The sequence below is a fragment of the Streptomyces albus subsp. chlorinus genome, assembly GCF_013302895.1.
GTDB lineage: Bacteria > Actinomycetota > Actinomycetes > Streptomycetales > Streptomycetaceae > Streptomyces > Streptomyces chlorinus.
Genome location: NZ_VJOK01000001.1, coordinates 500,842 through 527,597, shown reverse-complemented (window position 1 = coordinate 527,597; position 26,756 = coordinate 500,842). Strand labels below are relative to the sequence as shown.

At 72.2% G+C, this 26,756-nt stretch carries 28 protein-coding genes; 7 read left to right on the top strand and 21 right to left on the bottom strand.

All coding sequences use genetic code 11. The annotated features are described in order from the left end of the window. Positions 1-382: 382 nt before the first annotated feature. From secD to FM076_RS02435, 3 genes are all read left to right on the top strand, one after another. Positions 383-2,767, top strand: a complete 2,385-nt coding sequence (gene secD / locus FM076_RS02445) for a protein translocase subunit SecD (protein WP_173868302.1) — start codon at positions 383-385, stop codon at positions 2,765-2,767. 499 nt (positions 2,768-3,266) lie between these two features. Then, on the top strand, positions 3,267-3,692 hold the full coding sequence (locus FM076_RS02440) for a GNAT family N-acetyltransferase (RefSeq protein ID WP_173874459.1): 426 nt from the start codon (positions 3,267-3,269) through the stop codon (positions 3,690-3,692). 257 nt (positions 3,693-3,949) lie between these two features. Next, positions 3,950-5,071, top strand: coding sequence for an acyltransferase (locus FM076_RS02435; RefSeq protein WP_173868301.1), 1,122 nt, complete (start codon positions 3,950-3,952; stop codon positions 5,069-5,071). 122 nt (positions 5,072-5,193) lie between these two features. On the opposite strand, the gene FM076_RS02430 is transcribed toward FM076_RS02435, so the two are convergent. From FM076_RS02430 to FM076_RS02420, 3 genes are all read right to left on the bottom strand, one after another. Next, a complete protein-coding gene (locus FM076_RS02430; protein WP_345944859.1) occupies positions 5,194-6,555 on the bottom strand; it encodes a polysialyltransferase family glycosyltransferase in 1,362 nt (453 codons plus the stop codon). Positions 6,556-6,557: 2 nt separating this feature from the next. Beyond that, on the bottom strand, positions 6,558-7,523 hold the full coding sequence (locus tag FM076_RS02425; protein WP_173868300.1) for a glycosyltransferase family 2 protein: 966 nt from the start codon (positions 7,521-7,523) through the stop codon (positions 6,558-6,560). A gap of 351 nt (positions 7,524-7,874) precedes the next feature. After that, positions 7,875-8,288: a YybH family protein gene (locus tag FM076_RS02420; RefSeq protein ID WP_173868299.1), complete on the bottom strand. Its 414-nt coding sequence runs from the start codon at positions 8,286-8,288 to the stop codon at positions 7,875-7,877. A gap of 68 nt (positions 8,289-8,356) precedes the next feature. On the opposite strand from FM076_RS02420, the gene FM076_RS02415 reads away from it, so the two are divergent. After that, positions 8,357-8,761 carry a winged helix-turn-helix transcriptional regulator gene (locus tag FM076_RS02415; RefSeq protein ID WP_173868298.1) on the top strand — a complete coding sequence of 135 codons (405 nt, stop codon included), beginning with the start codon at positions 8,357-8,359 and terminating at the stop codon, positions 8,759-8,761. Positions 8,762-8,892: 131 nt separating this feature from the next. Here FM076_RS02415 and hemC read toward each other — a convergent pair whose 3' ends face one another. The 9 genes from hemC to FM076_RS02370 all read right to left on the bottom strand — a co-directional run bounded on the left by hemC (position 8,893) and on the right by FM076_RS02370 (position 13,764). Beyond that, positions 8,893-9,861, bottom strand: a complete 969-nt coding sequence (hemC, locus tag FM076_RS02410) for a hydroxymethylbilane synthase (protein ID WP_173868297.1) — start codon at positions 9,859-9,861, stop codon at positions 8,893-8,895. Beyond that, positions 9,858-10,334, bottom strand: a complete 477-nt coding sequence (locus FM076_RS02405) for an NUDIX domain-containing protein (RefSeq protein ID WP_173868296.1) — start codon at positions 10,332-10,334, stop codon at positions 9,858-9,860. Before FM076_RS02405 ends, hemC begins: the two co-directional genes overlap by 4 nt. Further along, entirely contained in the window at positions 10,331-10,513 is a 183-nt protein-coding gene (locus tag FM076_RS02400; protein WP_173868295.1) for a hypothetical protein, read from the bottom strand. The genes FM076_RS02405 and FM076_RS02400 overlap by 4 nt, the downstream gene beginning before the upstream one ends. Positions 10,514-10,626: 113 nt before the next feature. Next, a complete protein-coding gene (locus tag FM076_RS02395) occupies positions 10,627-10,971 on the bottom strand; it encodes a hypothetical protein (protein ID WP_173868294.1) in 345 nt (114 codons plus the stop codon). Continuing rightward, the gene (locus FM076_RS02390; RefSeq protein WP_173868293.1) at positions 10,965-11,300 is read right to left on the bottom strand and encodes a hypothetical protein; all 336 of its coding nucleotides are present in this window, start codon (positions 11,298-11,300) and stop codon (positions 10,965-10,967) included. The genes FM076_RS02395 and FM076_RS02390 overlap by 7 nt, the downstream gene beginning before the upstream one ends. Positions 11,301-11,328: 28 nt before the next feature. After that, positions 11,329-11,544: a hypothetical protein gene (locus FM076_RS02385; RefSeq protein WP_173868292.1), complete on the bottom strand. Its 216-nt coding sequence runs from the start codon at positions 11,542-11,544 to the stop codon at positions 11,329-11,331. Further along, entirely contained in the window at positions 11,541-11,780 is a 240-nt protein-coding gene (locus tag FM076_RS02380; RefSeq protein WP_173868291.1) for a hypothetical protein, read from the bottom strand. Before FM076_RS02380 ends, FM076_RS02385 begins: the two co-directional genes overlap by 4 nt. Then, positions 11,777-12,202 (bottom strand): hypothetical protein, encoded by a 426-nt coding sequence (locus FM076_RS02375; protein ID WP_173868290.1) that lies wholly within the window; start codon positions 12,200-12,202, stop codon positions 11,777-11,779. The genes FM076_RS02380 and FM076_RS02375 overlap by 4 nt, the downstream gene beginning before the upstream one ends. A 341-nt stretch (positions 12,203-12,543) precedes the next feature. Beyond that, positions 12,544-13,764, bottom strand: a complete 1,221-nt coding sequence (locus FM076_RS02370; RefSeq protein WP_173868289.1) for a helix-turn-helix transcriptional regulator — start codon at positions 13,762-13,764, stop codon at positions 12,544-12,546. Positions 13,765-13,911: 147 nt separating this feature from the next. On the opposite strand from FM076_RS02370, the gene FM076_RS02365 reads away from it, so the two are divergent. After that, the gene (locus tag FM076_RS02365) at positions 13,912-14,178 is read left to right on the top strand and encodes a hypothetical protein (protein WP_243274271.1); all 267 of its coding nucleotides are present in this window, start codon (positions 13,912-13,914) and stop codon (positions 14,176-14,178) included. Between the two features lie 252 nt (positions 14,179-14,430). Here the strand turns inward: FM076_RS02365 and FM076_RS02360 are convergent, their stop codons facing one another. The 8 genes from FM076_RS02360 to FM076_RS02325 all read right to left on the bottom strand — a co-directional run bounded on the left by FM076_RS02360 (position 14,431) and on the right by FM076_RS02325 (position 24,357). Beyond that, positions 14,431-15,654 carry an MFS transporter gene (locus FM076_RS02360; RefSeq protein ID WP_173868288.1) on the bottom strand — a complete coding sequence of 408 codons (1,224 nt, stop codon included), beginning with the start codon at positions 15,652-15,654 and terminating at the stop codon, positions 14,431-14,433. Continuing rightward, on the bottom strand, positions 15,654-16,277 hold the full coding sequence (locus FM076_RS02355) for a GNAT family N-acetyltransferase (protein WP_173868287.1): 624 nt from the start codon (positions 16,275-16,277) through the stop codon (positions 15,654-15,656). Before FM076_RS02355 ends, FM076_RS02360 begins: the two co-directional genes overlap by 1 nt. Beyond that, positions 16,270-17,541 (bottom strand): type III PLP-dependent enzyme, encoded by a 1,272-nt coding sequence (locus FM076_RS02350; protein WP_428814639.1) that lies wholly within the window; start codon positions 17,539-17,541, stop codon positions 16,270-16,272. Before FM076_RS02350 ends, FM076_RS02355 begins: the two co-directional genes overlap by 8 nt. Further along, positions 17,538-18,866, bottom strand: a complete 1,329-nt coding sequence (locus FM076_RS02345) for a DUF6271 family protein (protein ID WP_173868285.1) — start codon at positions 18,864-18,866, stop codon at positions 17,538-17,540. Before FM076_RS02345 ends, FM076_RS02350 begins: the two co-directional genes overlap by 4 nt. Beyond that, a complete protein-coding gene (locus FM076_RS02340; protein ID WP_173868284.1) occupies positions 18,848-19,921 on the bottom strand; it encodes a phytanoyl-CoA dioxygenase family protein in 1,074 nt (357 codons plus the stop codon). Before FM076_RS02340 ends, FM076_RS02345 begins: the two co-directional genes overlap by 19 nt. Positions 19,922-20,554: 633 nt before the next feature. After that, entirely contained in the window at positions 20,555-21,280 is a 726-nt protein-coding gene (locus tag FM076_RS02335) for an aspartate/glutamate racemase family protein (RefSeq protein WP_173868283.1), read from the bottom strand. A gap of 23 nt (positions 21,281-21,303) precedes the next feature. Beyond that, entirely contained in the window at positions 21,304-22,785 is a 1,482-nt protein-coding gene (locus FM076_RS02330) for an NCS1 family nucleobase:cation symporter-1 (RefSeq protein WP_173868282.1), read from the bottom strand. A 294-nt stretch (positions 22,786-23,079) separates the two neighbouring features. Continuing rightward, on the bottom strand, positions 23,080-24,357 hold the full coding sequence (locus FM076_RS02325; RefSeq protein ID WP_173868281.1) for a hypothetical protein: 1,278 nt from the start codon (positions 24,355-24,357) through the stop codon (positions 23,080-23,082). 246 nt (positions 24,358-24,603) lie between these two features. Here FM076_RS02325 and FM076_RS02320 point away from each other — a divergent pair, with 246 nt between their 5' ends. Beyond that, complete coding sequence (locus FM076_RS02320; RefSeq protein ID WP_173868280.1) at positions 24,604-24,891, top strand: hypothetical protein; 288 nt, start codon at positions 24,604-24,606, stop codon at positions 24,889-24,891. 260 nt (positions 24,892-25,151) lie between these two features. Beyond that, positions 25,152-25,592 (top strand): hypothetical protein, encoded by a 441-nt coding sequence (locus FM076_RS02315; protein WP_173868279.1) that lies wholly within the window; start codon positions 25,152-25,154, stop codon positions 25,590-25,592. A gap of 146 nt (positions 25,593-25,738) precedes the next feature. Here the strand turns inward: FM076_RS02315 and FM076_RS02310 are convergent, their stop codons facing one another. After that, positions 25,739-26,728: an ABC transporter permease gene (locus tag FM076_RS02310; RefSeq protein ID WP_173874457.1), complete on the bottom strand. Its 990-nt coding sequence runs from the start codon at positions 26,726-26,728 to the stop codon at positions 25,739-25,741. Positions 26,729-26,756 lie beyond the last annotated feature (28 nt).

Below are 26,756 nucleotides of genomic sequence, written 5' to 3'. Positions count from 1 at the left end.
CGGCCGGCTCCCCTCCGCGCCCCGGGCTCCCCTGGCCCGCTCGCGCTCACTCCGCCTCGCACGACAGCGGCACGCCGTAGCCGCGGACCACCGGCCGACAGGGCCGTGCCCGCGCACGACGGGTGTGCCCGCCGCGGTGACCGGACGGACACCTCCCGTCCTCGCGACGGGCCGTTCCCCTGGTGCCGTCCGCGTACGTCGTCGCGGTGCGGAGGTGCCGCGGCACGGCACGGGACGGTGTGTTCCCGGGAACCGCCGGCGCCCCGCCGTCCGGCCTGAGCCGTGACGGCCCCGGCGTCACGGCGTGCGCGGTGCGGAGCGAGCGGCCGGCTGCCCTGCGCGCCGCGTACCGAACGCGGTGCCTCCTCAGCCTGGAGTGGTCTTGTCCCGTACGCCTCGCCGTACCCGTACCCCTGGTCGTTCCGCCGGTGCTCCGCACCGCTCCCGCGCGCCGCTGTGGCGGGCGCTGCTCGCCCTCGTCGTCGTGGGGGTCTCGCTCTTCTTCGCCCTGACCACCCCGGCCCGGCTGGGCCTCGACCTCAAGGGCGGGACCCATATCGTCCTGGAGACCCGCGACGGTCCCGGGGTGCGGGCCGACGGGCCCGCGACCGACCGCGCGCTGGAGGTGCTGCGCCAGCGCGTGGACGCCCTGGGCGTGGCCGAGCCGTCGCTGTCCCGCGCGGGCGAGAGGCGGATCGTCGTCGAACTGCCCGGAGTGCAGGACCCCCGCGAGGCCGCCGAGGTCATCGGCCGTACCGCCCAGCTGACCTTCCACCCCGTGGAGGAGGTGACCGGGAAGCGGCCGGGCGGGGACGCGCGGCGGGGGGACGGCGAGGGCGGCGCCAGGGTGCTGCCCGATCCCGACAGCAAGGGCGCGTATCTGCGGCTCGGGGAGACCTCGCTGACCGGGGAGGGCGTCAAGGACGCCGAGGCCCGGCTCGATACGGCGCAGGGCAGCGGCTGGAACGTGACCGTCGACTTCCGGGGCGGCGCCTCGGACCGGTGGGCCGAGCTGACGGGAGCGGCCGCCTGCCGGCCGCCGGACTCCCCGCAGCGGCGGGTGGCCATCGTCCTGGACGACCGGATCGTCTCCGCGCCGCGCATCCAGGAGAGCGTGGCCTGCCGCACCGGTATCACCGGCGGCTCCACCCAGATCACGGGGAACTTCCAAGCCGACGAGGCCAAGGACCTCGCGGCGCTCATCAAGGGCGGTGCGCTGCCCGTCCCGGTCGACGTGATCGAGCAGCAGACGGTCGGCCCGTCGCTGGGCGCGGACGCGATCCGGGCCAGCGCCCAGGCGGCGGTCATCGGCCTGGTGTGCACGGGGCTGTTCGTCACCATCGTCTACCGGCTGCTGGGCGCGCTGGCCACGGTCGCGCTCGCCTGCTACGGGCTGATCTCCTACGCGGCGCTCGTGGCGCTCGGAGCCACTCTGACGCTGCCGGGGCTCGCCGGGTTCGTGCTGGCCATCGGGATGGCGGTGGACGCCAATGTCCTCGTCTTCGAACGGGCCCGCGAGGAGTACACCCGGCCCAGCCTGCGGCCGGACGAGGCGCGGAGCCGGCGCGATCTGCGGCGGTCCCTGCGCACCGGGTTCCAGCAGGCCTACAGCGCCGTCATCGACTCGAACGTCACCACCCTGCTCGCGGCCGGCCTGCTGTTCTTCTTCGCGACCGGCCCCGTCAAGGGCTTCGGCGTGACCCTGTCCCTGGGCGTCCTCACCTCGATGCTCTCCGCGATGGTCCTCACGCGGGTGCTCGCCGAATGGGCCGTACGACGCGACTGGGTGCGGCGGCGGCCCCTTCTCACCGGCATGGCGGGAGCTTCCCGGCTGCGCGCCTGGCTCGCCGGACGCACACCGCGCCTGGCGTCGCGGCCCCGCCTGTGGCTGGGCGTCATGACGGGGCTGGTCCTGGTGGCCCTCGCCGGGATCGGTCTGCGCGGGCTGGAGTTCGGTGTCGAGTTCACCGGCGGCCGCATGGTGGAGTACACCACCAGCCGGCCCGTCGACGCCGACACCGCGCGCCAGGCGGTCGCGGACGCGGGCTTCCCCCGCGCGGTGGTGCAGGAGGCGGGGGACAGCGGCATCTCCGTACGCACCGAGAAGCTCACCGACACGGAGCGGGAGCACATCCGGGAGGGCCTGGAGTCCGCCGGAGGGAAGGTGACGGTCGAACGGGACGAGAGGGTGGGGCCGAGCCTCGGCAGCGAACTGCGGGACAAGGCACTGATCGCGCTGGCCGTCGCCGTGGGCGCCCAGCTGGTGTATCTGAGCATCAGGTTCCGCTGGACGATGGCCACCGCGACCGTGGCGGCCATGGTGCAGGACGTGGTGCTGGTGGTGGGCCTGTTCGCCTGGCTCGGCAAGCCGGTCGACAGCGTGTTCCTGGCCGCGCTGCTCACTGTCATCGGCTACTCGGTCAACGACACCGTCGTCGTCCTCGACCGGCTCCGCGGCATGCGGCGGGCGGACCGCGGGACACCGCTGCCCGACCTGGCCGACGCCGCGGTGCTGCGCACCTTGCCGCGCACGGTCAACACCGGTATGGGAGCGCTGTTCATCCTCGTCGCCCTCACCTTCCTGGGCGGTGACTCGCTGACCGACTTCTCCGTGGCGCTGCTGGCCGGAGTGGTCTTCGGCATGACCTCCACCGTGCTGACGGCGACGCCCCTGGCCGTCGTACTGGAACGGTGGAAGCCCGAGGCGCGCCGGGAGCAGCCGAGCCGGCAGCGCGACACCAAGAACCCCACCGGGGCCGTGGTGTAGCGGCACGCGGACGTGGCGGCCGGGGCGCTTGACGCTGGCCGCCACGCCGCCGCAGACCGGAAGCCGGGTGTCCCTCGCGGCTGTTGCCCTGGCTGTGCGCACCCGCCCGGTGCTGGTCGTCGCGGCCTGCGCGGTCGGCGCGGCCCCGCTGCCGGCCGGGGCGACGGGGGTGCTCGGCAGCGCGGGTGTCGCCCTGGCCCTGTTCACGGTGGCCGTCGAACGGGACACCACCACCGTGCTGCTGTGTGTGATCACCCTCACGGCCTGGCGGCTGCTGCACGGTCTCAGCCTGCACGGGCTCGACGACGGCCAGGGCCTCGACCTGGTCGTCACGGTCGAGGCGGTGCTCGGGCTGCGCGACCGTCGGCCCGAACTGGCCGGCCGGGCGGCGGAGTCCGCGCCGCCGGGCCCGTCCGCTCCCCGTGCCCGGGAGCAGGCCGGACAGCGGCCGCCGCGAAACCCGGTGGAAACCGGGGGCCGCGAGGGCGAACCTGTCCGGATGAACACCTCGATGATCTCCTACGGATGGCGTGACCCGGTGACCGACGCCGAGATATTGGACCTCGCCCGCTCGCACGGGGGCGCGGCCGTTCCGGGATGGTGGGACGGCGTCCGGCCGCACAGTCTGGGCTGGGTGGGTGCCCGCGACGGCGACGGCCTGCTGGTCGGGTTCGTCAACGTCGCCTGGGACGGCGGCGACCACGCCTTCCTGCTCGACACGAAGACCCGCGGCTCCTACCAGCGCCGCGGCATCGGCACGGCCGTCGTCCGCCTGGCGGCGGCGCACGCCCGCGCGGCCGGGTGCGAGTGGCTGCATGTCGACTTCGAGCCCCACCTGCGGGACTTCTACGTCCACGCCTGCGGTTTCCGTCCCACGGACGCCGGACTGATCCATCTGCCCTCCACCGGGGCCGGGCCCGCGTAGCCGGCCACGGGTTTCCCCTTCTCCGCCGCGATCCCTTGCCGACCGCCGCGCTCTCCCTTCCTCCCCTCGGGGGCATGCCCCCTCACCGCGCGGAGGAACTCGTGGAGCGGGAATTCCGGTGTCCGCCGTGGAATTTCGCTGCTGTTCCCCTTCCGTACAGTTTTCCGCGCGGTGGTGCCTGACAGGATGCGTGGGTCCGCTCGCCCGTGACCGGCGAGATGGCGCACCATTCCTCACCTCGCATCACAGGGCTGGCCATGTCTGCTGACAACATTTCCGTGAGACCCGTGACCGGGACAGCGGCGATTCCCGGAGCACATCCGGACTCCGCGCCCGCCGCGAAGGCGAGGGCGGAGCCGGCGCGGCGCGGACACCGGTACGACATCGATCTGATACGGGTCGTCTGCGCCTGTTCGGTCATCATCGGGCACGTCGGCGGCGAGTGCGTGCAGGCGGTCGGCAAGGACCCGCACAACGGCGGCGCGGTCTACTGGACGGGGCTCTTCCTCGACTCGGTGACGAGTTGGGCCGTCCCCCTCTACTTCGCGATCGCCGGCTGGGCGGTGCTGGTGGGAGCGCCTCCGCGCGACGGGGGGACGCTGCGCAAGCGCTCGCTGCGCATGATCGTGCCGGTGGGCGTCTGGTCGGCGGTCTACCTGGCCTGGGGGCGGTGGCGGGACACGAACGGCGGCCCGACGTCGAAGCTGGCGCTGGAGGCCGTCTTCGGCACCGTCCAGCCCGCCTACCACCTGTGGTACTTCTACGCGCACGTCCCGCTGATCCTGATCCTGGGCTTCGTGGTGCTGCTGAAGGCGGGGAAGCGCCCCTGGGGAGTGGCCGCGGCGCTCGTGGTGGTCGCGGCGGGGCCCACGGCCTTCGGCGACCTCGCCGAACTGACCGGCTGGGACGTCCCGCGCTTCGGATGGCAGACCGGGACCTATTCCCTCGTGTACGCGGTGATCGGCGCCCTGCTGCTCAGCCTGCCGGCCACCCGGCGCGGGCACCGCGGCTGGTGGCTCGCCGGCGCGGTCGTGGCGCTGGCGGCGGTGCTGTGGTCGCAGCACCGCATCCACTTCGTGATCCCCAACGCCAGCGTCCTGGTGGCCGCCCTCAGCGTCTGCGTGCTGATGGCCGTCAACGGGGTGCGGATCCCCGAACGGGTGCGCCCGGTACTGGTCAGGCTGACCGACGCGGGGCTGGGGGCCTTCATGTTCCACGTACTGCTGCTGAAGACGCTCTCGCCCGCCTTCGTCTCCGCGGACCACGGGTGGCTGGGCGCGGCGGGGGCCGCCGCCGCGCTGACACTCCTCACGGTGCTCCCGTCCTTCGGTCTGAGCATGCTGTGGGGGCGGCTGAAGCTGCGGCGCCTACTGGGCTAGCGCGCACCGGGCCGAAGAGAACGGCACGACGGGTGGCGGGCCGGTACCGGAGACCTCTCCGGTGCCGGCCCGCCACCCGTCGTACCCAACCCCTGTGCGGTGCCCTCCTTTCAGCCGGGCGCTCAGCTCAGCTTGCGCTGCACCGCGCGGACCCGGCGTGCCGCCCTGCGCGCCGTCGGGCTGGTGCGCAGCAGCCGGGCGCGGACCGAGTTGCTGCCCCCGGGCAGCGCCAGCGCCGTGAGGCGGCGGCGCTTGAAGTAGCGCATGGTGTCCTCGTCGAGGTGGGCCTCCAGCCAGGCGGCGGCTTCCTCACGCAGGAGGGGGTTGCGCTTGGCCTGCATGCAGTACCCCACCGTCCGTACCAGGGCGCCGAGTTCCTCGGTCACCGTCGCGGGAACCGGGGCGCCGGCCGTGTCGTTCTCCAGGTCGGGGACGGCGAAGTCGACGATGGTCACCGGCACCCGGTTGCTGTTCTGGTACGGCGTCAGCCGGTCCAGGAGCACGTCCGTGCCCACCCTGGCGATCGCGATGCCGTAGTAGGTGGACGCCGTCAGCAGCGCGGTGGAGAAGCAGCCCACCACCAGGGTCGGCCGGCACCGCTCGTAGACGGCCTCGGCCAGCACCGGGCCGTCCAGGATGTGCAGCCGCACCCCCTCCTGGGCGGCGGTCTTCTCCAGCACCCGCGAGTAGCGTGCCGGGGCGGTCGGGTGCGGCTTGAACGCCACGCATGTGTGACCCGCCGCCACCGCCCCGCGCAGCATCCGCGCGTGCAGCTCTTCCTCCTCCTCGAAGGAGAGGATGTCCAGCGCGGCGAGGTACTGGCCCAGCAGCACGGCGGTGGGGCGGTCCGCCGCGACGCGGGCCAGCTCCGGGTCCCCGGCCGCGGCCTTGCCCAGTTCGCCGAGCACCTTGGTGAAGGCGTCACCCGGCACGATCTCGGGCGCCACGCCGTGCTCGGCCAGCAGCATCGGGCGCAGCCCCGGCACCAGGTCCAGGTGCAGCAGCCGCCGGATGCGGCAGCCCAGCCACTGGGGCAGCCGGTCCCGGGTGGGGCCGTAGCTCATCAGGCCGTCGGCGTAGACGTGCACGGCGCTGCCGCCGAAGATGGTGGCCAGCGCTTTGGCGGGACTGACATGGACCGACTCCACGACCAGCTCGACCGGCGCGTCCCCGAGCCGCCACAGGTGACGGAACATCCGCTCCCACACGGGCGATTCGTCCCGGGGCGGGGACCAGGCGCTCGGGTGGTAGGGGCGGATGGCCTCGTTCCAGTCGACGACCTCGTCGAACCGCTCCGCGAGGCCGGCGAACCCGCTCATCGCCGCGAGCCCGGTCGCCGCCTCCGGCGTCGGGGCGTTGCTGGACACCAGCAGGATCCTGCGGGCCGCGTGCCGCGGCCCGAACTGCCCCGCGTCCAGGGAGGCGGCCAGGGTCGCCGCCCCGTAGAGCGTGGAGACCTCGAAGATCTGCACGGGCTGGGACACGGTCAGGCCGCCTTTCCGACGGAGTGGAGGCGCCGCAGCCTGTCGGCGCGCTCGTGGTCCATGCCGGCCAGCGTCTCCTCCAGCACGTCCTGGGGCATGCCCCGCAGCGCGGCGGCCGACATCTTCTTCAGCCGCCTGGCCACGGGGGCGTGGTAGCGGCGGACGTGGGAGAGGTGGAAGGCGATCAACGCGCAGTAGGTGCGCACCGCCTTGGGGAGGAAGCGGTCGCCCTCGGGGTCGTCGGCGAGGTCGGCGAGCAGGGCGTCGTGCGCGGGGATGAAGTCCAGTTGCCGGGCGTCGCGGATCTGGGTGAGGGAGGTGGTCACCCCGCGGCGGTAGAAGACGCCGAGCAGTCCCGCCACGGCGAAGGAGCGCGCCCGCAGGTGCAGCCGCCAGGTCCATAGCCGGTCCTCCGCGGTGCGCAGGTTGGCCGCGAACCGCATCGCGCCGTGGTCGAACAGGCTGCGGCGGTAGACGCCCGCCCACACGAACGGGTAGTCCACCATGGTCTCCGCCTGCGGCGGGGCGATCACGTCCCGGGGGTGCAGCACGGTGTCCCGCACGGGAGCGGGTGCGCGGCGCACCACTCGTCGGGTGTCGGTGCTCTGCACGTGGTCGGTCCGCACGAAGTCGCAGTCCAGCTCCTCGATGGTCCGGACGAGTTGGTCGAGGTACCCGGGGCCGTACCAGTCGTCACCGTCGAGGAAGGTGAGGTACGCGCCGCGGGCGGCGTCGATCCCGCTGTTGCGGCTCTGGGCGATGCCCTTGTTCTCCTCGTGCCGGATGACCGTGGTGTGGGGCAGCCGCTGCTTCCACCGGTCGAGTATCCGCGGGGTGGCGTCGGTGGAGCAGTCGTCGACAAGGATGAACTCGGTCGTCGGACCGGCGTTGTTGGCGAGGCTTCTGAGCGTGTCTTCCGCGAATTCCTGCACGTTGTGGCACGGGACGATGACGGAAAGTGTGAACATGGGCGATCCAGGCGATAAGGCGGAATGAAATGAACGGGCTCATCGGGCGGTACGGTGAACACCCGGTGAACGGCGGGGACCAGAGGGGCGAAAAGAAGGCGAACGGTGGGGTGGGGCCGGCCGGGGTATGGCATCGGGTGATGCGGCCGGAGTTCCAGCGTAAACGTGGGAAAACGCGTCGACCTGGCGCTTTCTGAAGTCCCGGAAAACGGCAATGTGTTCATTGGGGGCGCATAAGGCGCAACACCGAGCAGTTGTCCACCCGCTCGGTGAATTCTTCGTGATTCATCTCACGCCGTCCACGCCCCGGTGCGGACGGCGCCGCCCCGGACGTCCGGAAGGATCCGGGGCTTATCCGTCGTGGTCGGCACCGGCCGCGCCGAAGGGACTGTCGATCACATAGCGCCAGTACCCGTCGGGGCCGCGCCGGGCCACATCCGTGGCGGTGCCCGACACCGTGCCCTCGATCTCCCAGTCCACGATCAGCAGGGCGATGTCGTGCGCGACGTGCACGTGCCGGGGACGTACCCGGATCGGCAGTCCGAGGCCGAGGAACGGGGCGTTGTGCCGGGCGATGCCGGCCCTGCCGTGCACGGCGGGACCCGAGCGGGGCACGAAGGCGGCCCCGCCTTCGTACATCTCCTCGACGGCTCGCGGGTCACCGGTGTTGAACCGCTCGGCGAACGCGGCGGGAACATCCTCCGCCCGCGTCGGGAGCGGGCGGGCGGCGGTGGAGTGGGCAGCAGTGGGGCGGGCATGTGTCATCGTTGCGATCCCTCTTCGGTGCGTGTCGGGTGGGCGCCCGGGACGCGGCAACGGTAGGAGACGCACGCGTGACTCACCGAACGGTAGGCCAGGTCCCACCGGCCCCTCCGACGCCCGGGCTGCCCGACGCCCCTCACGCGCGGGGCACCGCGCCGACCCCGGGCTGCCCCGTGGAGATCACCCTCGCGGCCCTGCGCGGACGCTGGACCACCCTCGTGGTGCGCGAACTGCTCCGCGAGGAGTCCCGCTCCTACAGCGAGTTGGCCGCCTGCCTTCCGGCGCTCTCCGACAAGGTGCTCAGCGACCGGCTCGCCCACCTCGTCACGGCCGGCGTCGTCGTGAGGGAACGCGAACCGGGGTGGCCGCCCACCGTCGGCTACCGGCTCACTCCACACGGCCGCGAGCTGGGCCCTGTGCTCCAGGCGCTCTGGGACTGGGGCGCCGCCGCGCCGCCCGGACCCGCCGGGCGCTGAACCCCTTCGCCGCGCGCACCGCCACGGCTCCACCGCCCACTCTGCTCCCGGACAGCCGAGGGACCCACCCGCCGGGCCGCCCACAGGGTTTGGTCGGTGTCGCTCCCGGCGGGTGGGAGTTCGTCGCTCGGTCAGTGGGGGATGCCGTCGATGATGTCGCGGGCGTCCTGGCGCAGCAGTTCGGCGCAGACGCGGGAGCCGAGTGTGCCGGGGTCGTTGGAGGTCTCGCCCCAGATGTGGGCGTGCGCGAACTTGGAGCCGTCCCTGCTGAACACCATTCCCCTCAGGCTGAGCTGTCCGTCGGGTTCGGTGGTGCAGTACCCGGCGATCGGCGAGTTGCAGTGCCCGCGGAGGCCGTGGAGCATGACGCGCTCGGCGGTCGCTTCGGTCTGCATCTTCGGGTCGTTGAGTCGCTCCAGCAGGCCGGCGACGGGGGCGTCGTCGCGGCGGCACTCCAGTGCCAGGACGGCGGCGCCGACGGCGGGCAGCATCTCCTGCACCGGGAACTCGTAGACGATGCGGTCGGTCAGGCCCAGGCGTTCCAGGCCGGCGCGGGCGAGGACCATGGCGTCGGCCCGGAGGTCACCGGTCTTCCCGTCGAGCTTGTCCAACCGGGTGCCGACCGCACCACGAACTCTCACCACGTTCAGGTCGGGGCGGCGGGCGAGGATCTGCGCCTTGCGGCGCACCGCCGTGGTCGCCACCGTGGCGCCGGGGGGCAGGTCACCGAGGGACTTGACGGGGCTGCCGTCCGGCACGACCAGGACATCGCGCACATCGGCGCGGGGCAGCATCGCGGCGAAGATCAGTCCTTGGGGCAGCGGCTGGTCGCCGGGTACGTCCTTGAGGCAGTGGACGGCCATGTCGATGTCGCCGCGCTGGAGCTGCTGGTCGATGGCCTTGACGAACAGGCCCTTCCCTCCGAGCCGGGCAAGGTCGCCCTGCCACTTGTCGGCCTCGGTGGTGGTCGGCACCGTCTCGATCCTCAGCTCGGGCAGGAGCTGGTGCAGCAGGTCGGCCACCAGCTGGGTCTGGGCGAGGGCCAGGGGGCTGGAGCGGGTGCCGATCCGCAGCACGCGCTCGGGGAAGTCGGTCGTCACGGGTGTCTCTCCTGGGGTCGGTGTTCGAGATAGGCGGGCACGGGCCCGGCGCAGGCCCGGGTGAGGCGGAAGGAGTGCCGCTCGTGCAGCAGCTCCACCGCGATCTCCAGCGGCACCCATCGGCAGGCAGCCAGCTCCCCGTGCTCCAGCAGGATGCGGCCGGCCTCCTGAGGCGTCACCGGCGAGGTGCCGAACAGGAACGTCATGCGCGGCCGCCGGCCCGGTGTGAGGGGCAGGACCCACTCCTGGACGAGGAGACTGCCCGCCGGCCGGTCCAGGGCCAGCTCTTCGCGCAGCTCCCGCTCCAGCGCGTCACGCGGCGTCTCGTCCGCTTCAACGAGCCCGCCGGGCAGGCGCCACGGTGTGCCGTCGTCCGCGCCCCGGGGCTGGACGATCAGCACCCGGTGGGCCTGGTCGGTCAGCAGGCCGTAGGCCGCGGCGGGGAAGCCGGGCGGGGAGGAGTGGCGGCTCATTCTTCCCCGTCGTCGTACCAGTCCGAGTCCCAGTCGTCCGGGCGCGGGTAGCGGCGCTCCGGGGTGTGGGTGCGGATGTAGCGGTCTGCTAGCCGGCCCTGCGTCTCACCGGGCTTCCCCGTGGCGCTGCGGCTCGTTTCCTGCCTGGCGGCCCGGATCGTGTCCTTCTTCTTGCCCATGCTGCGGTTCTGGCCTTCCTGGTGGTGCGGTGGTGGGGCCCACCCCGGCCGGCCCGGTGCCACAAGGGGGAGCACCGGGGACGGTGTCCGGCCGGGGTGGGAGTCGATGGCTGCTACTTCCGACGGCGGCACGCGGTTCCGTGCCGGTAGCGGTTCCAGTGCGGTTTCGCCTCGTCGGCGCCGCGGACCTCGACACGGTGCGGGCAGTCGGCCGCGAAGTGGCCGTGGAACTCACCGAACCCGAGAGCCCATCGGTAGAGGGCGTGGGGCCAGACGAGGCATTGGAAGAACCACATGCCCAGCCGGTCGAGCCGCTCCTTGGGCGGTGGTGGCTCGGTCTCTCCGGGCATGCTCATCGCGAAGGCCGGGCCGCGGCCGATCGCGGTGAGGATGGCCGCGCCTGAGCAGAACCAGACGGGTACGGCGCTTAAGCCGACAGTCGTGAGTGTGGTCACCATGCGTCTTCCCATGTGTCGTTCTTCCAGCTGGCGTCGAGGAGGAGCACCGCTGTCTCCAGCTGGACCGCCAGGTCGTCGGGCAAATCAGTGCGGGCGACGGTGAAGGAGCTGCCGTCCCTGATGTGCTGGAGGGCGGCGCGCCGCAGTTGCCGGGTGAGGCGGTAGGCCGCGCGGGTTCTGGACGTCGTGACGGTTGCCTCCCGGGCACGCCACGCCTGCCGGGCCAGCACGTTGGCCCGCTCCTCGGCGCTGCTGTTCGCCCAGAGGGTGCGGAGGAAACAGCTCGTCAGCGCGCCGTCGATACCGTCCCGCTCCAGCGCAGTGGTCATGATCCGGACGAGGGTGTGCACCCTGTGCTCACGCACGGGGACGGCTGCGGGATTCGGCCGCCCGCCCTTCCAGCGCCTTGACGGCCGCGCGGCCGGCCTCGCCGTAGGGTCTGCCGTGCATCTTCCGCGCGCACGGCAGGCATACGGAGATCGCGGCGGCTGGGCCGGAGCCGCGCTCTTCGTAGAAGATCGGCTCCACGTCCTCTGCTCTGTCGCGGTGCCAGGCGCACCATCCGGCGCTCATGACCGCACCCCCTGGGCCTGCCGGGGCACAGCGGCGTCGTAGGCCCCGCACTCCTCCTCGGTGGCCAGCCGCAGATGCTGGATGCGGGCGGTCCACTCGATGCCGCGCGGGGTGACGAGGCGGACCTCGTCCTCGTCGATGACCGTCTGCACGCGGCCCACCCAGGGCGGCTCGGGCGGGACGAGTTGCCGGGTGGCCTCGTCAACGAGGTAGGCGCCTCGGGCAGGGGCGCTCATGAGGCCCTGCCAAGGTGTCGGGCGCGGCTGGCGGAGTAGGCGGCGCACGCCCCGTACAGGTCGGCCCCGTCCATCAGGGGTGCGCGGGGCGGCACGATCCAGGAGTGGCCCTGGACGGTGTGCGGGGCGGTGACCACCGGGTGCGGAACCGTGACCGTGGACCCGGCGGGCAGCAGAGCCCCGGTCGGGAGGTCCCAGCCGTCAGCGGTGCCGGGAGCGACGAGCCAGTGCACGCCGCGCACGGTGCTGAGGACGGGACCGGCCGGTGCTCCCATGCGGCTGAGGTAGCGCAGCACCGACGTCCAGCCGACACGGGACGGGACGGCGACGACATCCCACGCGCGGCCGGCGGGCAGCTCGGCCACGTCACCCCGGTCCCAGGCGATGAGGACCTGCGGGATGCTGGCGCCGGTAGCGGCCACCCACTGGAGCGGGGGTCCTCCCAAGCCGTGGACAGCGCCATCAGCGAGCTGTGCGCGGCGTAGATGTTCGCCGGACGGACGTCGGAGTGGTACTGCGTCGATGGTCACGGGTCTCGCGCTCCCTGGTCTGCACGTTTGCGGTGCCGACCTGACCTCTGGCGGGGGTGCAGGTCGGCACCAGCTGTGCTGATCACGCTATGGAAGCGCGTGATCACGTTACAGGGACTATGTCACCTATCCGTGTGCGCAATTCTCGCGCGACTAGGACGTGTTGTCCTGGTGGAACGGTTTTTTTGGTTACCAAGTGGTCGAGTTGTACGACAGATCAGCTGAAGCGAGGGTCATAGGAGAGGGTCAACACCCAGGCGGGCGGCCAGCCCGCGGAGCGGTGTTGAGCGGCGTCGCTCAGCCTCCAGCATCTCTCGCACCGTGGCCGCGGCGAGGGTCTGGTACCTGATCCACTCCGGCTGGTCCCGCTCGACCTCCAGCAGTGTTTCCAGCGCTCCGTCCCAGTCCCCTGTCTCGTACTGGGCATGGGAAACGTCCACCCGATGAGCGGCGCTGTGTACAGGGCGGGAGATCGCGGAACGGTCTACGCGAGCTGCCACCTCCAGCGCATAGGCGTGGTCAGCCTGCTCACCTGCAATGGCCACGTTCACCTGCTGCGTCAGCACGTCCACGGTCGAGAACGCTGTGCCGTAAGCCCGGACGGGTCCGGAGCGCACCGCAGCAGCTTCAGCGAGGTTCAGGTATCCACGAGCTTCGTCGTGCCGGTCTCGGCGCGCGGCTGGCGTAGCAGCGGCGACGAGGAGGTTGCCGAACACGGCGAATTCGATGGGCCTGGCTCTGCTGAATGATGGCTCCAGCGCTTCGGCTTTTCGCTCGGCCACTTGCTGGGCCTGTTCCCAGCGCCCCTGTCTCAGCAGGACCCAGGACAGTGTGCTCACGCCCATGCCAGACATCAGCGGATCGGAGGCACGCTCGGCCGCCTCCAGTTGTTTTCGGACGGCGTCGAACGCCCAGGAGGCATGACCAGCTTGAGTCGAGAGAGACGCCGCCAGCTGGTACGAGAGCGCCAGCTGTGCCCACGCTTTCTCGGCGCCCGTGCCCGTCAGCTCCCGAACTAGCCGGTTGCCGTCGCGGAGAATGAGAGGGAGCCGTCCGGCCAGAGTGCTGTAGGCACCCGCCCAGTACAGGGAGGTCGCCTCACGGACCGCGTCCATCCACTCGTCCGCGTCGGGGGCCTCGTTCAACGCGGTGTCCGCCAAGACGCCTGGAAGCGCGTCCACGTCCTGGATGGCGTCGCGGAGGGCAAGGAGCCCTCCGTCGTCAGTCTGGGAGTGCTGCGTCACGGTGGGCTGCCCCAGAAGTCGCTCCAGCTCCACGTCCAAGGCGGACGCGATCTTTCGCAGAGTACCGATCCGGGCGGTGGTCCGGCGGCCTTGCTCCAGCTTCCGAATTGTGTCCACGGACACGCCCGCCTGCTCGGCCAGTTGCTCTTGAGTCATCTCGCCTCGGAAGTCGCGCAGCTTGGCGATGCGCGCACCGATGTGGTCGCTCATGTCTACCCCCGCCAGAGAGTCTGTGCTCTCCACGCTACGCCGGGTATTCGCGGTCCGTTAAGGCTGAGGCTTGTGTGACCTCATTCGGGTGGCTGGCTACCCCTACGCCGAGATGCGGTGGCCGACGACTGGCCGCACCGTGGTGTCATGGCTGCACCGATCGTCGTCCATGCGCCCGATGAAGAGGGCGGGCGCCGCGTCCGCGCGTCCGACACGATCCTCGGCCGCGCCTTCAGCACCACCGACCTTCTGGAATTCCTCCGCCGCGCCGGCCTAGACCCCGACGACACAGCCCTGGACGACCCCGGACTGATCGAGTGGCGCGGCGGCGGCCCCGACGTGTGGGGACCGCCGCCGCCTAAATCCGTCCACCCGGCGGCGGTCGCCAAGTCCACGAGCAGCCGGCTGTCATGACTACCCAGGTACGAGATCGGTTGCAGTCCTTCTCACTGTTCGCTGTCCACATGCCTCACATGCTTACCGACCAACCAGCCGAGGCGGCTCCGTCGGCAGTACTCGGCGGGGCCTTCCGTAGAGGGAGCAAGGTGTCCAGAACCCTCAAAACGGAATGATTCCCCCTCCGGCCGCCCGGGGTCCAGGCAGCCACAGCCCGGCCGCCGGCCGGGTCCGCCACCCACTGGGCTCGCCCCGGCCCCGGCCACGCTCTCAGTTCGTCGCCGCGACCACCGGTGTCCACCGGATCCTGGTGCTGCACAGGGACACCACGGCGGCCGACGCCGCGACCGCGGCCATGCCCCAGGCCAGACTGCTCGCGCTCGCGAGGAAGCCGATGAGCGGCGGGCCGGCCAGCAGTCCGGTCGTCCCCATGGCGGCGACGAGGGTCAGCGAGTCCGAGCCGAGCCGGGCCGCGGCGGCGTAGACGCACGGGGTGACGGCGGCGATCCCCAGTCCGACACAGGCGAAGCCGAGAAGGGCCGGCACCACGCCGCCGCTCACCAGGGCGAAGGCGAGCCCGGCACCGGCCAGCGCGCTGCCGAGAAGGACGACGCGCCCGTCCCCCCATCTGCCGCGCCAGCCGTCGGCGAAGAGGCGGGCGAGCACCATCATTCCCGACACTACGGCGATCCCCAGGGGCGCCACCTCGGCAGATGCCTTGGCTACCTCCTTCATGTAGAGGGTGGACCAGTCGTTCATGGCGCCCTCGGCAATGGTGCCGAACACCATGGCGCAGCACATCCACAGCGCCATACGGGACGGGACGGCCCACCGGCGGCCCTTCTTGCTCCCCGCCTCCGCCTCGCGCGCGGCCGGTTCGTCCGCGAGCAGCCCGGTGCGCGCGTACGCGCCCAGCAGCAGGAGGAGGGCGGCGGCCACGCCGAAGTGGGCCGTGACCGAGGGAGTCGCCAGCGTCGTGACGGAGGCGAGCAGGGCCGCCAGCAGTGAGCCGCCGCTGAAGGTGGCGTGCAGCCTCGCCATGGCGTTGCGGCCGTGTCCCGTCTCCAGCGCGGCGCCCTGGGCGTTCATCGCGACGTTGAGGCATCCGACGAACACCCCGTCCACGCACATCACCAGCAGCGCCACCGGGTAGTCCGGCGCCGCCGCCAGGGCGAGGAGCAGCAGCGCCAGGGCCAGGTGGGAGGCGAGGGCGAGCCGCCGCGAGCCCAGCCGCCGCATCAGCATCGCCACCAGGGGGAACGAGACCGCGGCACCGACTCCCGCGGCCATCAGCAGGACGCCCACCTCCGCGGCTGTCAGCCCGAGGTCCTTCTTGAGGGCCGGGATGCGCGAGGCCCAGGTGGCGTACTGGAACCCGAGGGAGCAGAACAGCGCGGCGATGGCCAACTGGCCGCGGAGGAAGGCACGGCGGGCCGGTGCCGGGGTGGGGCCGCCGTCGCCGGCGCGGACGTCGTGGTCGCGGGACTGGTGCATCAGCTCACCTCGTGGTGCGGGGACGGTCGGCGTTGCGGAGCGCTTCCCGTCGCGGGCGGTCCGGTACGGCCGGGCGGCACCGGTTTGGACATGTACACCGCGTCGGTGCCGTAGCCGCTGCCGGGGGGCAGCACCCGCGGGTGGGGGACGAAGCCGCGCGCGGACCAGAATCCGGCGCTGCCGCCGACGGCGATCAGCGAAAGGCGTGCGTCCCCACGTGCCCGGGCCGCGTGGCCGAGGTGGCGCAGCAGCACCTGGGCGAGCCCCCGGCGGCGCAGGGGCCGTGCGACGACGATGTCGTGCAGGTGGAGGTTCCCGGTGCGGAACCCGGCGCCCTCTTCCCGCCCCGGCCCGCCGCCGCGCCCCGACCGCATGGGCCCGGCGCCCTCCCTCCGTCCCAGTTCCGGGTAGTGGAAGGGCGGGCAGGGCAGGGCGAGCGCGTAGCCCGCGCAGCGCGAGCCGACGTCCAGCAGGAAACACGTGCCCGGCGAGACGGACGCCCTGTCCTGCAGCGCCGCCCGCCCCTCGGACAGGCCGAGCGGGGCGTAGGCGTCGCGCTCCAGTTCCACGATGGCGTCCCAGTCGCCGGGGGCGATGCGGCGTACGCGCACGGCCTCAGCCATGGCGGCTGTCCTCGTCCGCCGCCCGCCCGGTGGCCCGACGCCCCGGCCGCGGTCCTTGGGGCCCCGTCACGAAGCAGGGGAGCGGGGCGATGCCGTTGAAGCCGCGGGTCATGTAGCTGGTCGCGTACGCGCCGCAGGACAGCACCCACACCGGGTCGCCCGACGCCAGGGTCTCCGGCACCGGGACGAGCCCCCGCGCGGGGGAGCAGGTGTCGGCACTGTCGCAGGTGGGGCCCGCGACCACCGCCGGGACATAGGGGCCGGTGCGGCCGGGGAACACCAGCCGGTAGCGCACGTCGTCCATCTCGTAGAGGCCGTTGAACTTGCCGCAGCTGAGATAGAGCCAGTACCGGCGCCCGCCGTCCGGCATCCTCCGCCGCGCGAGGCGGGCGACGTGGGCACGGATCGCTCCGTGGTCGGCGACGAGGTGGCGGCCCGGTTCGACGACGAACCCCAGGGAGCCGCCCGCGATCCGGCGCAGGCCGGCCATGCCGTCCCGGATCACCGCGAAGATCGTGTCGAGGGGCGGCTCCAGCGGCCGTCCGTCGTCACCGAGGTAGCCCAGTGCCGGCAGGCCGCCCCCGAGGTTGACGTATTCCGGACGGATCCCGCGCCGCATCAGGGCGCGCAGGACCTCCGCCAGCACCGCCAGCGCGTCGTGCCAGGCCCGGGCGGTCAGCTGCTGGGAGCCGACGTGCACGGACAGCCCGGCGGGCACCAGGCCCGCTTGGCGCGCCCGCTCCAGCACCCGCACCGCCTCGCCGGGCGGGCACCCGAACTTCTCCCCGAGCGCCCACACGGCGCCGTCGCCGCTGGTCGTCACCCGGCAGAAGACGCGGGCGCCGGGAGCGTGGGCGGCGAGGGCGGCCACGTCCTCCCGGCTGTCGGTGGCGAAGTCCCGGATGCCCAGCCGGTGGGCGGCGGCGATGTCCTGGTCGGACTTGACGGTGTTGCCGTAGTGCATCCGGCCGGCGGGGATCCCCGCCCGCAGCGCCCGCTCCGCCTCGCCGGGGCTCGCCGCGTCGATCCCGGCGCCCCGGTGCGCGAGAAGGGTGAGTACGTCGTCGACCGGGCACGCCTTCATGGCGAACCTGACCCGGGCCCTCGGCAGTTGGCGGCACAGGGCCGCGTAGCGCTCCCCGATGCCGGCCAGGTCGTAGACGATCCGGTCCTCGTCGGCCGCGGCGAGCGCAGCGGCCAGGTACGGGCCGAGCCGCGCGGTGTCCGCCGCCGCCGGGGCCGGCACCGTTCCCGTGCTCGTCACCGGCCCACCGTCCCCGGCCGGCCGTACGGATCGAGGGGCGTGTCCGCGGCGGCGGCCACCAGCCCGCCCCATGCCTCGGTCAGCAGCGCGAAGTCCTCGATGTCGCCGCGGGCTTCGGCGAGCAGCCGCTCCCGGCGGGCGTCGAGCCGGTCGGCGAAGACCGCGTACCGCCCGCCCAGCCGCCGGTAGGCGGAACCGAGGACGTCGAGCCGCTCCACGTTCTCCCGCTGGTCGAGCCGGGCGCTCTCCCTGGCCAGCGCGGCGACGGCCGGGGCGCGGACCTGTCCCAGCTCGTCCAGCAGCGTGTCACCGGCCTCGCGCATCCCGGCGTAGACGGAGTGGAAGTGGAGCATCGAGAGGAGGAACTTGGCGAAGCGCAGCTGGTAGGCCAGGAAACCGGCGTCCGTCCTGCGCTCGGCGGTGTAGTAGTTGACCACGTTCCGGTTGTGCAGGACGCCCGGCAACCGGGCCTCGCGCACCAGGTGCAGCAGGAAGTAGTCGCTGCCGATGGTGTCCCGCGCGGGCGGCAGCGGCACTCTTTCCTGGACCCCGTGGAAGCTGATGTTGCACATGTCCACGCGCATCGGGTCCACCAGCGTCAGTACCGAGTGGTCCCGCTCGAACGGCCGCGTACCCGCCCCGCGGAACGACTCCTCGGCAAGCCCCCGTTTCCGCTCGGCGGGCCAGTGCGCGGGCGCCCACAGGCCGACGACCTGCCGGTAGATCTCCGGGTCGGCCGCCCGGATCTCCCCGATGTCCACGGACAGCTCGCCCACGAAGGAGCTGCCCACCATCGCGACCGGGCGCTGCGCGTACTGTGCCGCCAGCGCCGTCTCGCTCACGCCCGCCGCGGCGTCGGCGGCGCGCTTGCCGAGCGAACGCAGCTCGTGGTGGACGGGGAAGACCGGGCGGCCCTCCACGGTCTGGTACCGGCTGTCGGAGTCCCTGCGGTGGACCGACTCGCAGCCCAGCGCGGCGGCGGCCAGGAACGCCCGGTCGGTGCAGGCCCCGTAGGAGAGTCCGTCCGGAAGCAGCAGGTCCAGCAGCAGTTCCGGCTTGGTGCTCCCGGCCCGCTCGACGACCCGCTGGAGGAAATCCCGCTGCCGTGCCTCGTCGAGGTGGTGCACCGTGAGGCGGGACGAGGCGGGGAGCCGCCGTACGGCCCCGGCGTGCTCGGCGCGGACCGCCGGTGCGCAGGAGTCGAGGACCAGCAGATGGACCTCGGCGTCGAAGTGCTCGACGGCGTGGGCCGCCTCCTCACCGACGGCCGTGATCGTGTGCGCACAGGGCCTGTTGGTGGGCAGCGTCAGACAGATACGGCGCATGTCTCATCCCCGGTGACCTCGGCCTGGTCGGCGCCGTCCTGCCCGTGCCAGGAGTCGAGCCCCAGCAGCCTGGCGCCCAGCCCGGTCAGTTCGGCGGGCCCGTAGCGCAGCGACTCGTGCTTCCTGGCGTCGCCGAGCAGCGTCGCGTTCCAGTCGGGGGTGCTCAGCCGGCGCCAGGAGTCGATCCGCGACCGCCGCAGCGTCCGGTGGGTCTCCAGCGCCGGCATCATCGACAGGTACTGGACCGCGCGCACGCCCTTCCGGGAGGTGTTGGGAGCCACCCCGTGCGCCAGCAGGCCGTTCCAGATGAGCAGGTCGCCGGCCTCCAGCTCGGGCCGTACGACGGGCATCTCCTCCCGGTCGACCGCGGGCCGGATCGGGTCGCGGTCCTCGGGCTGGAGGGCCTTCCACCTGTCGAACCGCCGGAACAGCTCGGGGCAGCACTGGAAGCCGCCCAGCTCGGGTTCGGTGTCGTTGAGCGCGATGATGCCCTGGACGCGCTGGGGCGGTATGCCGAGCGAGGTGTCGATGTCCCAGTGCAGCTCGATGTCGAAGCCGCGCTCCCGGTGCCCGATCAGGGACCTGGCGCGGTTGCGGACGTTGGGCGGGTTGAGGTTGAGCCGGTCCAGGGTGACCCACAGCTCTTCGCAGTCCCACACGTCGGCGAACGCGTCGTAGACCCGCTGCGTCTGGCGGCTGTCCCAGATGAGCTGGTGGTGGTACGCCTCGACGAAGCCGTAGACGTGCAGTTCCCGTTCGAGGTCGGAGCGGAACCGGCGCTCCTCGTACCAGGTGTCCGGGCGGTCCGGGTCGAGGCCCTGGAACTCCCAGGCGAAGTCCAGCAGGCGCCGGGCGGCCGAGGCGGGTACCGCCTCCTTGACGACGATGTAGCCCCAGGTCTGCCAGAAGGAGAAGTCCTCCTCGGACAGCACCCGCAGGGGACGCGTCTTGCGGAGGTCGCGCAGCGCCGTGCGGGCGAGGTAGGTGTCGCCGTCGGCACTGAAATAGGGGATGTCCGATGCGGCTCGGTGGAGATAGCGGTCTGAGGTCGCCATGACGGTACTCCAGGTGCTCACTGTCGCCCTGGCTCGGCCGGGGAGCGGCAGTCTGAACGAACGGGTGATCGCGCGGATGCGTGTGAGCGGATGCGCGGGCGGTCGGGGCCCGCTTGGTGGCTGTCCGGCGGAGCTGTGCGCGGGTGACGGCGGCCAGGCGACGTGCGGGGTGGCGGCTCCCCGCCGCCGTGGACGGCACGGAGGTCCGCGGCCGCTCTCGGGCCACGGGTGCGTGTCGGGTTGCGACCGCTCACCTCGCGGCTCCGGGGCAGCCGCGAGGTGAGCCCCGCGCCCCGTGATGACGGAACGCGGGCCACACGTGCCTCTGCTGTGACTCGCGCCTCACCCAAGTTGGACTAGACCAAATCGAATGCCAACTCCCGCCCACGGCACGGGCGATGGGTTCGCGTCACCCTTCCCGGCCTCCCGACGTGCAAAGAAGAGCGGCGGATCAGGCCTTGACACGGGCCGCTACGCTGAGGGCGCGTTTATTGGTCTACACCAAGACGCGTGGGTGACGGCGGTGCCGCGCACCGCCGTCACCCACGCGTTCCCGAGCCCACCGAAAGGCGCGGTCGATGTCCGAAAAGAGCGCCCCCCCGGCCCACCGCCGGGGAGCCCGTCGGCCCTTCGTCACCCCAGGGGCGGAGGCCAGTTGAGGATCTTCTTGGGCCGGGGCGGGGCGTAGGTGCGCACCTTGGACGTGGACAGGCCGAGGCCGACGAGGGACTCGGCGATCTTCACGGCGGCCGTCACACCGTCGACCACGGGCACCCCGGTACGGGCGACGACGCGCTCGGTCAGCCCGGACATGCCACCGCAGCCCAGGCAGATCACCTCCGCGCGGTCCTCCTCCACCGCGCGGGCGGCCTGTTCGGCGATGGCGTCCACGGCGGCCTTCTCGTCCCGCTCCAGGTCGAGCACGGCCAGTCCGCTGGCGCGCACGGAGGCGCAGCGGGCACTCAGCCCGGCCACGTGGAGGCGCTCCTCGATCAGGGGGACCGTACGGTCGAGGCTGGTGACGACGGAGTAGCTGCGGCCGAGGAACTGCGCGGTGCTCGCGGCGGCCTCGGTGATGTCGACGACGGGGACGTCGAGCAGCTCCTGCAGCCCCTCCCGGCCGTGTTCGCCGTACCCGGCCTGGATCACCGCGTCGAACGGCCCCGGGTGGGCGCGGACGGCTTCCATCACGGCGACGGCGGCCAGATAGCTCTCGTAGTTGCCCTCGACGGACTCCGCGCCGAAGGACGGGGTCAGCGGAACGATCTCGGTGCCGGGCGCCGCCGCGTCGGCCGCCTGCCGGCCGATCGCGTCGGTGAGGGACCGCGTGGTGTTCACATTGACGACGAGGATGCGCATGGTGCGGCCTTCCGCTGGTCGGTTCACTCGGCGGCGACGGCGATGGCCTCGCCGTCCACGTCCTGGAAGGAAGCGGTGCGGTCCGCGATGACCGCGTAGAGCACGGCGGCGAGGAGGGCGCCGATGAACCAGGAGAATCCGGCCACGGCGTGGAAGAAGGGCACCAGGGCGAGGACGACCGCGGCGGCGGCGCTGGGGGCGAACGCCGCGACGGCCCTGGGGTTGTAGCCCCGGCGGTAGTGGTACTCGCCGTGCGCGTCCTCGGTGTAGAGGTCGGGGACGTTCACCCGGGACCTGCGCAGCAGCCAGTAGTCGGCCATGATCACTCCGAAGAGGGGGCCGAGCAGGGCGCCGAGTCCGCCGAGGAAGTAGTTGACCACGACCGGGCTGTTGTAGAGGTTCCAGGGCAGGATGACCAGGCCGAGGACGGCGCTCACCACGCCCGCCCTGCGGAAGTTCAGCCGGCGGGGGAACAGGTCCACCAGCGCGTAGATGGGCGCGACGAAGTTGGCCAGTAGGTTCACCGCCACCGTCAGGGCGATGAGGGCCAGTGAGGCGAGGGCCAGCAGGAACATGTTCGGAATGGTCCTGACGATGTCCGTCGGGCTGGTGATGACGCGGCCGTCCAGTGTGAACTGGGCGCCGCTGAGGACCGCCACGATGACCGCGAAGAAGAGCATGTTCAGCGGAATGCCGATCACGTTGCCGCGGACGATGGCGCCGCGGCTCCTGGCGGAGCGGGTGAAATCGCAGAAGTTCAGCACGAAGGTCCCGTAGACCACCACCCACAGCGCGGCGCCCTGCAGGATCTGCAGCCACATCGCCCCGCCGGTGAGCGGTTCGTCCACGGACAGCGAGACCGAGCCGTCGGCGCGGAAGAACATCCAGACCGCGAGCGCGCACATGGTGAGCAGCGTGGTGGGCGCCGCGAAGGCCATGTAGCGCCGGATCATCTGCATCCCGTAACTGACGATGAGCACCTGGAGGGCCCACAGCGCCAGGAAGGTGATCCAGCCGAGCGTCGACTGGCCGAGCAGGGAGTTGGAGTCCAGGCCGCGCAGGCCGGGGAACATCGCCGTGAGAAGGGCGGTGAGCACGGAGGAGGCCAGATAGGTCTGGATGCCGAACCAGGCGATGGCGACGGCACCCCGGACACCGGCCGGTACCTTCGCGCCCTTGATGCCGAACGCGATCCGGCTCATGACCGGGAAGGGGACGCCGGTCTTGTGGCCCATGACCCCGGAGAGGGTCAGCAGGAGGAAGAGCAGCACGGAGGCGAGCGCGAAGGCCGCCAGGATGCCCCAGATGTTCAGGCCAAGCGCGAACAGGCCGATGGCGAACGCGTAGTTCCCGAGGCTGTGCACGTCGTTGGCCCAGAGGGTGAAGACGTTGTAGGCGCCCCAGCGGCGCCCTTCCTTCTTCGTCGGGGCGAGGTCGTAGGTGTAGAGACCGGTGCTGGCGGCACCGCCGGTCTCCACGGACGGCCGCTCATCCACAGCAGGCATAGGGGCTCCGGGGAGGGAGGAGGGGAGCGTTCAGATGTTTCCACGAAATGGAAGGAGGATTTCGCTGGCCAGAACGTAGTTTTCTCCGAGCGACACCGTCAAGAGGTGGGAACGAAAGAGTCGATCACGCGGAAGAACCCGTGCTGAACAGCACAGAACCCCCGCAACGGCTCCACGGGCGCTGTGCTTCCCGGGCGCCGGGCGCCCGGCGCGGGGCGCGGAGGTACGGGGGAGAAGAGGGAGTGGCGAACTCCGTGGGGCCGGGGAGCCCTTCCACGGAGGTCCGCCCGGGACTCAGCCCGCCGCCGAGTCGGCGGCGTTGTTGCGGAGTGCCTTCGCCACCTCGTCCTTGTGGCTGGGGGCGTGGATCTCGCTGGAGAGAGCGGTCTCCACCTTGAAGTCGATGTTGACGACGGGACCGGTCTTCCCCGCCTCTTCGACCGCCTTCCTCAGTTTCCGGCCGGTGACGGTGCAGCCGCCCTCGGCCTTCGCGCCCGGAGCCAGCTCCCCCAGCCGGAGGCGGCAGGTGCCGAGTTCGGGGAAGAAATCCGGCAGGGTGCCGGGTTCGCCGCCGCTCAGCGTGACCTCCACCCGGGGGCGGACCCGCTCCTCCTCCATCGTGTTCTCCACGGTGACGGGCACGGCCACCGAGGAGCACTCGGGCCCGCACGCCTCCGAGCCCTCGTCCACCTGGACACCGTCGTCTCCACGCTCCGTCTCGACCGGCACGGTACGGCCCAGTCCGGCCACCGCGGAACGCAGCCCGGCATAGGCGCGCTTCGCCGCGCGCGCGTCCTCCTCCCGTACGGACAGGCGCACCATGCCCGCGCGCGACTGCGCGGCGGGGCTCTGGTCGGTCACCCGGGCGTCCATGCCCGTGTAGCCGAGGAGCCGCCGCGGACGTTCGGCGTCCACCCAGTAGACCCCCTCCTCGCTCACGCCGTCCCGGGCCCTGGTGCGGAACCGCAGCGCGTCGGAGGGGACCCCGGGGGGCCGGGAGAAGCGGGAGGGTGCCGAGCGCGCGGGTGTCCAGGGGGCGTCGTCGCCGTCGGGGTGGTAGGAGCTCAACTCCGTGCCCTGGCTGCGGGGTGACAACCAGCCCAGGTCGAGACCGAGGACCCCTCCGGTGCCGGCGGTGTCGCCGGCACCGCGGATCTCCACCCAGCGGCCCGCGAACGCGTCGGTCCGGTCGCCGTCCGTGCCGAAGACCTCCCGCCACATCGTCCGGTCCGCCTTGACGAAGGTGGACGCCTGGGCGATGTGCGCCACCGTCGCGGTGTGCCCGTCCGCCCGGAGCGTGCCGTGGACATCACCGGCCGGCAGGGCCCGCAGATCGGCGGTGACACGGGTGGTGGGCGCGTCGGGAGCAGAACCGGTGCGCCAGTTCCACGCGCCCTTCCAGTGCAGCACCTCGGACCGCTCGACCGCCTGGGCCGTCCCCCGGATGGTGAGGGCGGGCTCCTCGGGTTCCGGTTCCTCGTCCGCACAGCCGGTCAGGAGGACGGCGCCGAGCACCCCGACCGTGAGCAGCGCCCTCCCGGGCCCGTGTCCTGCGTTCTCCGTACCGCGCACGCTTCTCCTTCTTCCGCTTCCCCGCGTGCCGCCACGCGGAGGCGTGGCGGCACGCTGACCGGTCACGCCCCGTTGGATGGCGGCTGGCGGCACGGCGGTTGCTGCGTACTTGTACGTATGGCGGGGGGTGCGGGAGGCGGGCAGGCTGGCCGGGACCGGGGGCGAGGACGGCGGGCACCGCGGCATCGGACGCGACCGCCCCTCCCTCCGCAGAACCTTCCGACCCACTACGGGGAGCTTCCGACAGTGCGCATGCTCAAGACCGCCGCGACGAGTGCCGCGGCCTTCGCTCTCGTGTCCGCCGTGGTCCCGGCCGCCCAGGCGGCGACGGACGGGGCGCCTTCGCCCGCCGACACCTCCGCGGTCTCCGTGCGGCAGAGCGGTTACGTCTTCTTCTACAGCCAGTACCCCAGCCGTGAGGCCACCTGGAAGGCCTGCTACGAGGCCAGGAAGTCCTACGAGCAGAGCGGCTACCAGACCAGGTGCACCGAGATGGCCGGCAACCAGGGGGTCGAGCTGATCTACTGGCGCTGAGCCCGCCGGCCCGGTACGGGGAGGCCCCGTACCGGGCGCATCGTGCCGACAGGGTGCTTGTCCGGTTCCTCCCCGGGCAAGCACCTTTGTGCTCACCGGAGTCCGTCCGGGGACGGCCCGATGGTGACCGTCCGGTGAAGGACAGGACGGTCCGCTTCCTCTTCCGGCTCATTGTGCTCACCAACAACCGCCCGTCCCACTAGGCTCACCCGTCGGTCGGCCCGGGGGAACGCCTGGCCGTCGACGAGGAGGAGAAGAGGATGCGCAGGACCATCACGGGAGCGGCCCTGATCATGGCCGGGATTCTGCTGACCGGCTGTGGCGGCGACTCGGGGGACGGCGGGAAGAGCGAGGGCAAGTCCGCCTCGGCGGCGAAGCCGAAGAAGAAGTGGGGGCCGCCCGAGACCCACAAGGTGACGTTCGAGGTGAAGGGCACGGGCTCCTCGCAGATCGGATGGGCGGCAGGGGACAACCACTTCGAGACGGCGGACCTCCCCTGGAAGAAGACGGCCCAAGTCACCCTCCAGGGCGCCGAGTTGAAGGCCGGCGTGCAGATCTACGTCACCCCGCAGTCCGTGAAGGGCGCCGACGGCACGTTCGTCTTCCCCTCCTGCGCCATCGAGGTGGACGGCAAGCAGGTGGACGAGAACCCCGGCGGGGAGAGTTCGCAGGGCTGCAAGTACACGCTGAGGGGCTCCTGAGCACTCCCGGCGCCGGAAGCGCCGGAAGCCCGCGCGGCAGCCGGGGCACGGGGCCTCGTACGCCAGTGAGGCCCCGCGCCCCGGCGCCGCCGGCCGGGTCGCCGCAGGGCCGGTGCCGCCGTTCCGCCGCGGTCGGCCCGCCGCGGTCAGCCCGGTGTGGTCAGCCGGGCCCTGCGGCGGCGGCCCAGCCAGGTCTGGACGATCACGACGAGGACGAGGAAGGCCCCGCTGACGACCTGCTGGTAGGCGGAGTCCAGCGAGCCGATCTGGTTGATGACGTTCTGGATGACCTTCAGCAGCAGGACCCCGACCAGCGAGCCGCTCACGAACCCCATACCGCCGCTCAGCAGCGTGCCGCCGATCACCACGGCCGAGATCGCCTCCAGCTCCATGCCCTGCCCAAGGATCGTCACCCCGGAGGCGAGCCAGGCGGCGTTGAGGGCGCCGGCGAGTCCGGCCAGCAGGCCCGACAGGATGTAGACCGCGACCTTGGTCCGGGCCACCGAGGCGCCCATCAGCGAGGCGGCGTCCTCGTTGCCGCCCACCGCGTAGACGTTCTGTCCGAACCGGGTGCGGCGCAGCAGCAGCCCGCCCAGGAGGAACAGCGCCACCGTGATCCACACCGGTACGCCGATCCCCAGCACCGTGCCGCGGCCCAGGTCGGCGAAGAGCGAGCCCTTGGCCACCAGATAGGTCTCGGCGCCCTCGTCGGTGAGGTTGAGCATGAGGCCCCGGGCGCCGAGCATCGTGGCGAGCGTGACGATGAACGGCGCCAGCCGCAGCCGCGCCACGAGGAGACCGTTGACCAGGCCGATGCCCCCGCACACCGCCAGCGGCAGTGCCAGTGCGGCCACCGGACCGTACCGGGAGCCCCACGCGGCGAGCACGCCGCCGAGGACGAAGACGGAGCCCACCGACAGGTCGATGCCTCCGGAGACGATGACGAAGGTCATGCCGAGCGCGACGATCGCCAGGAACGCGGAGGAGACGGCGAGGTTCTTCAGGTTCCCGGCGTCGGCGAAGGAGTCGAAGGACACCGAGGCGGTCAGGACCGTCAGCAGCAGGGCCACCAGCGCGCCGTGCCGCTGCGCGAAGGCGCTCAGCCGCTCGGCCCGCCTGCCGCCCGCGCCGCTCAGGGGCCTCCTCGTCCACGGCGGCCTTCCG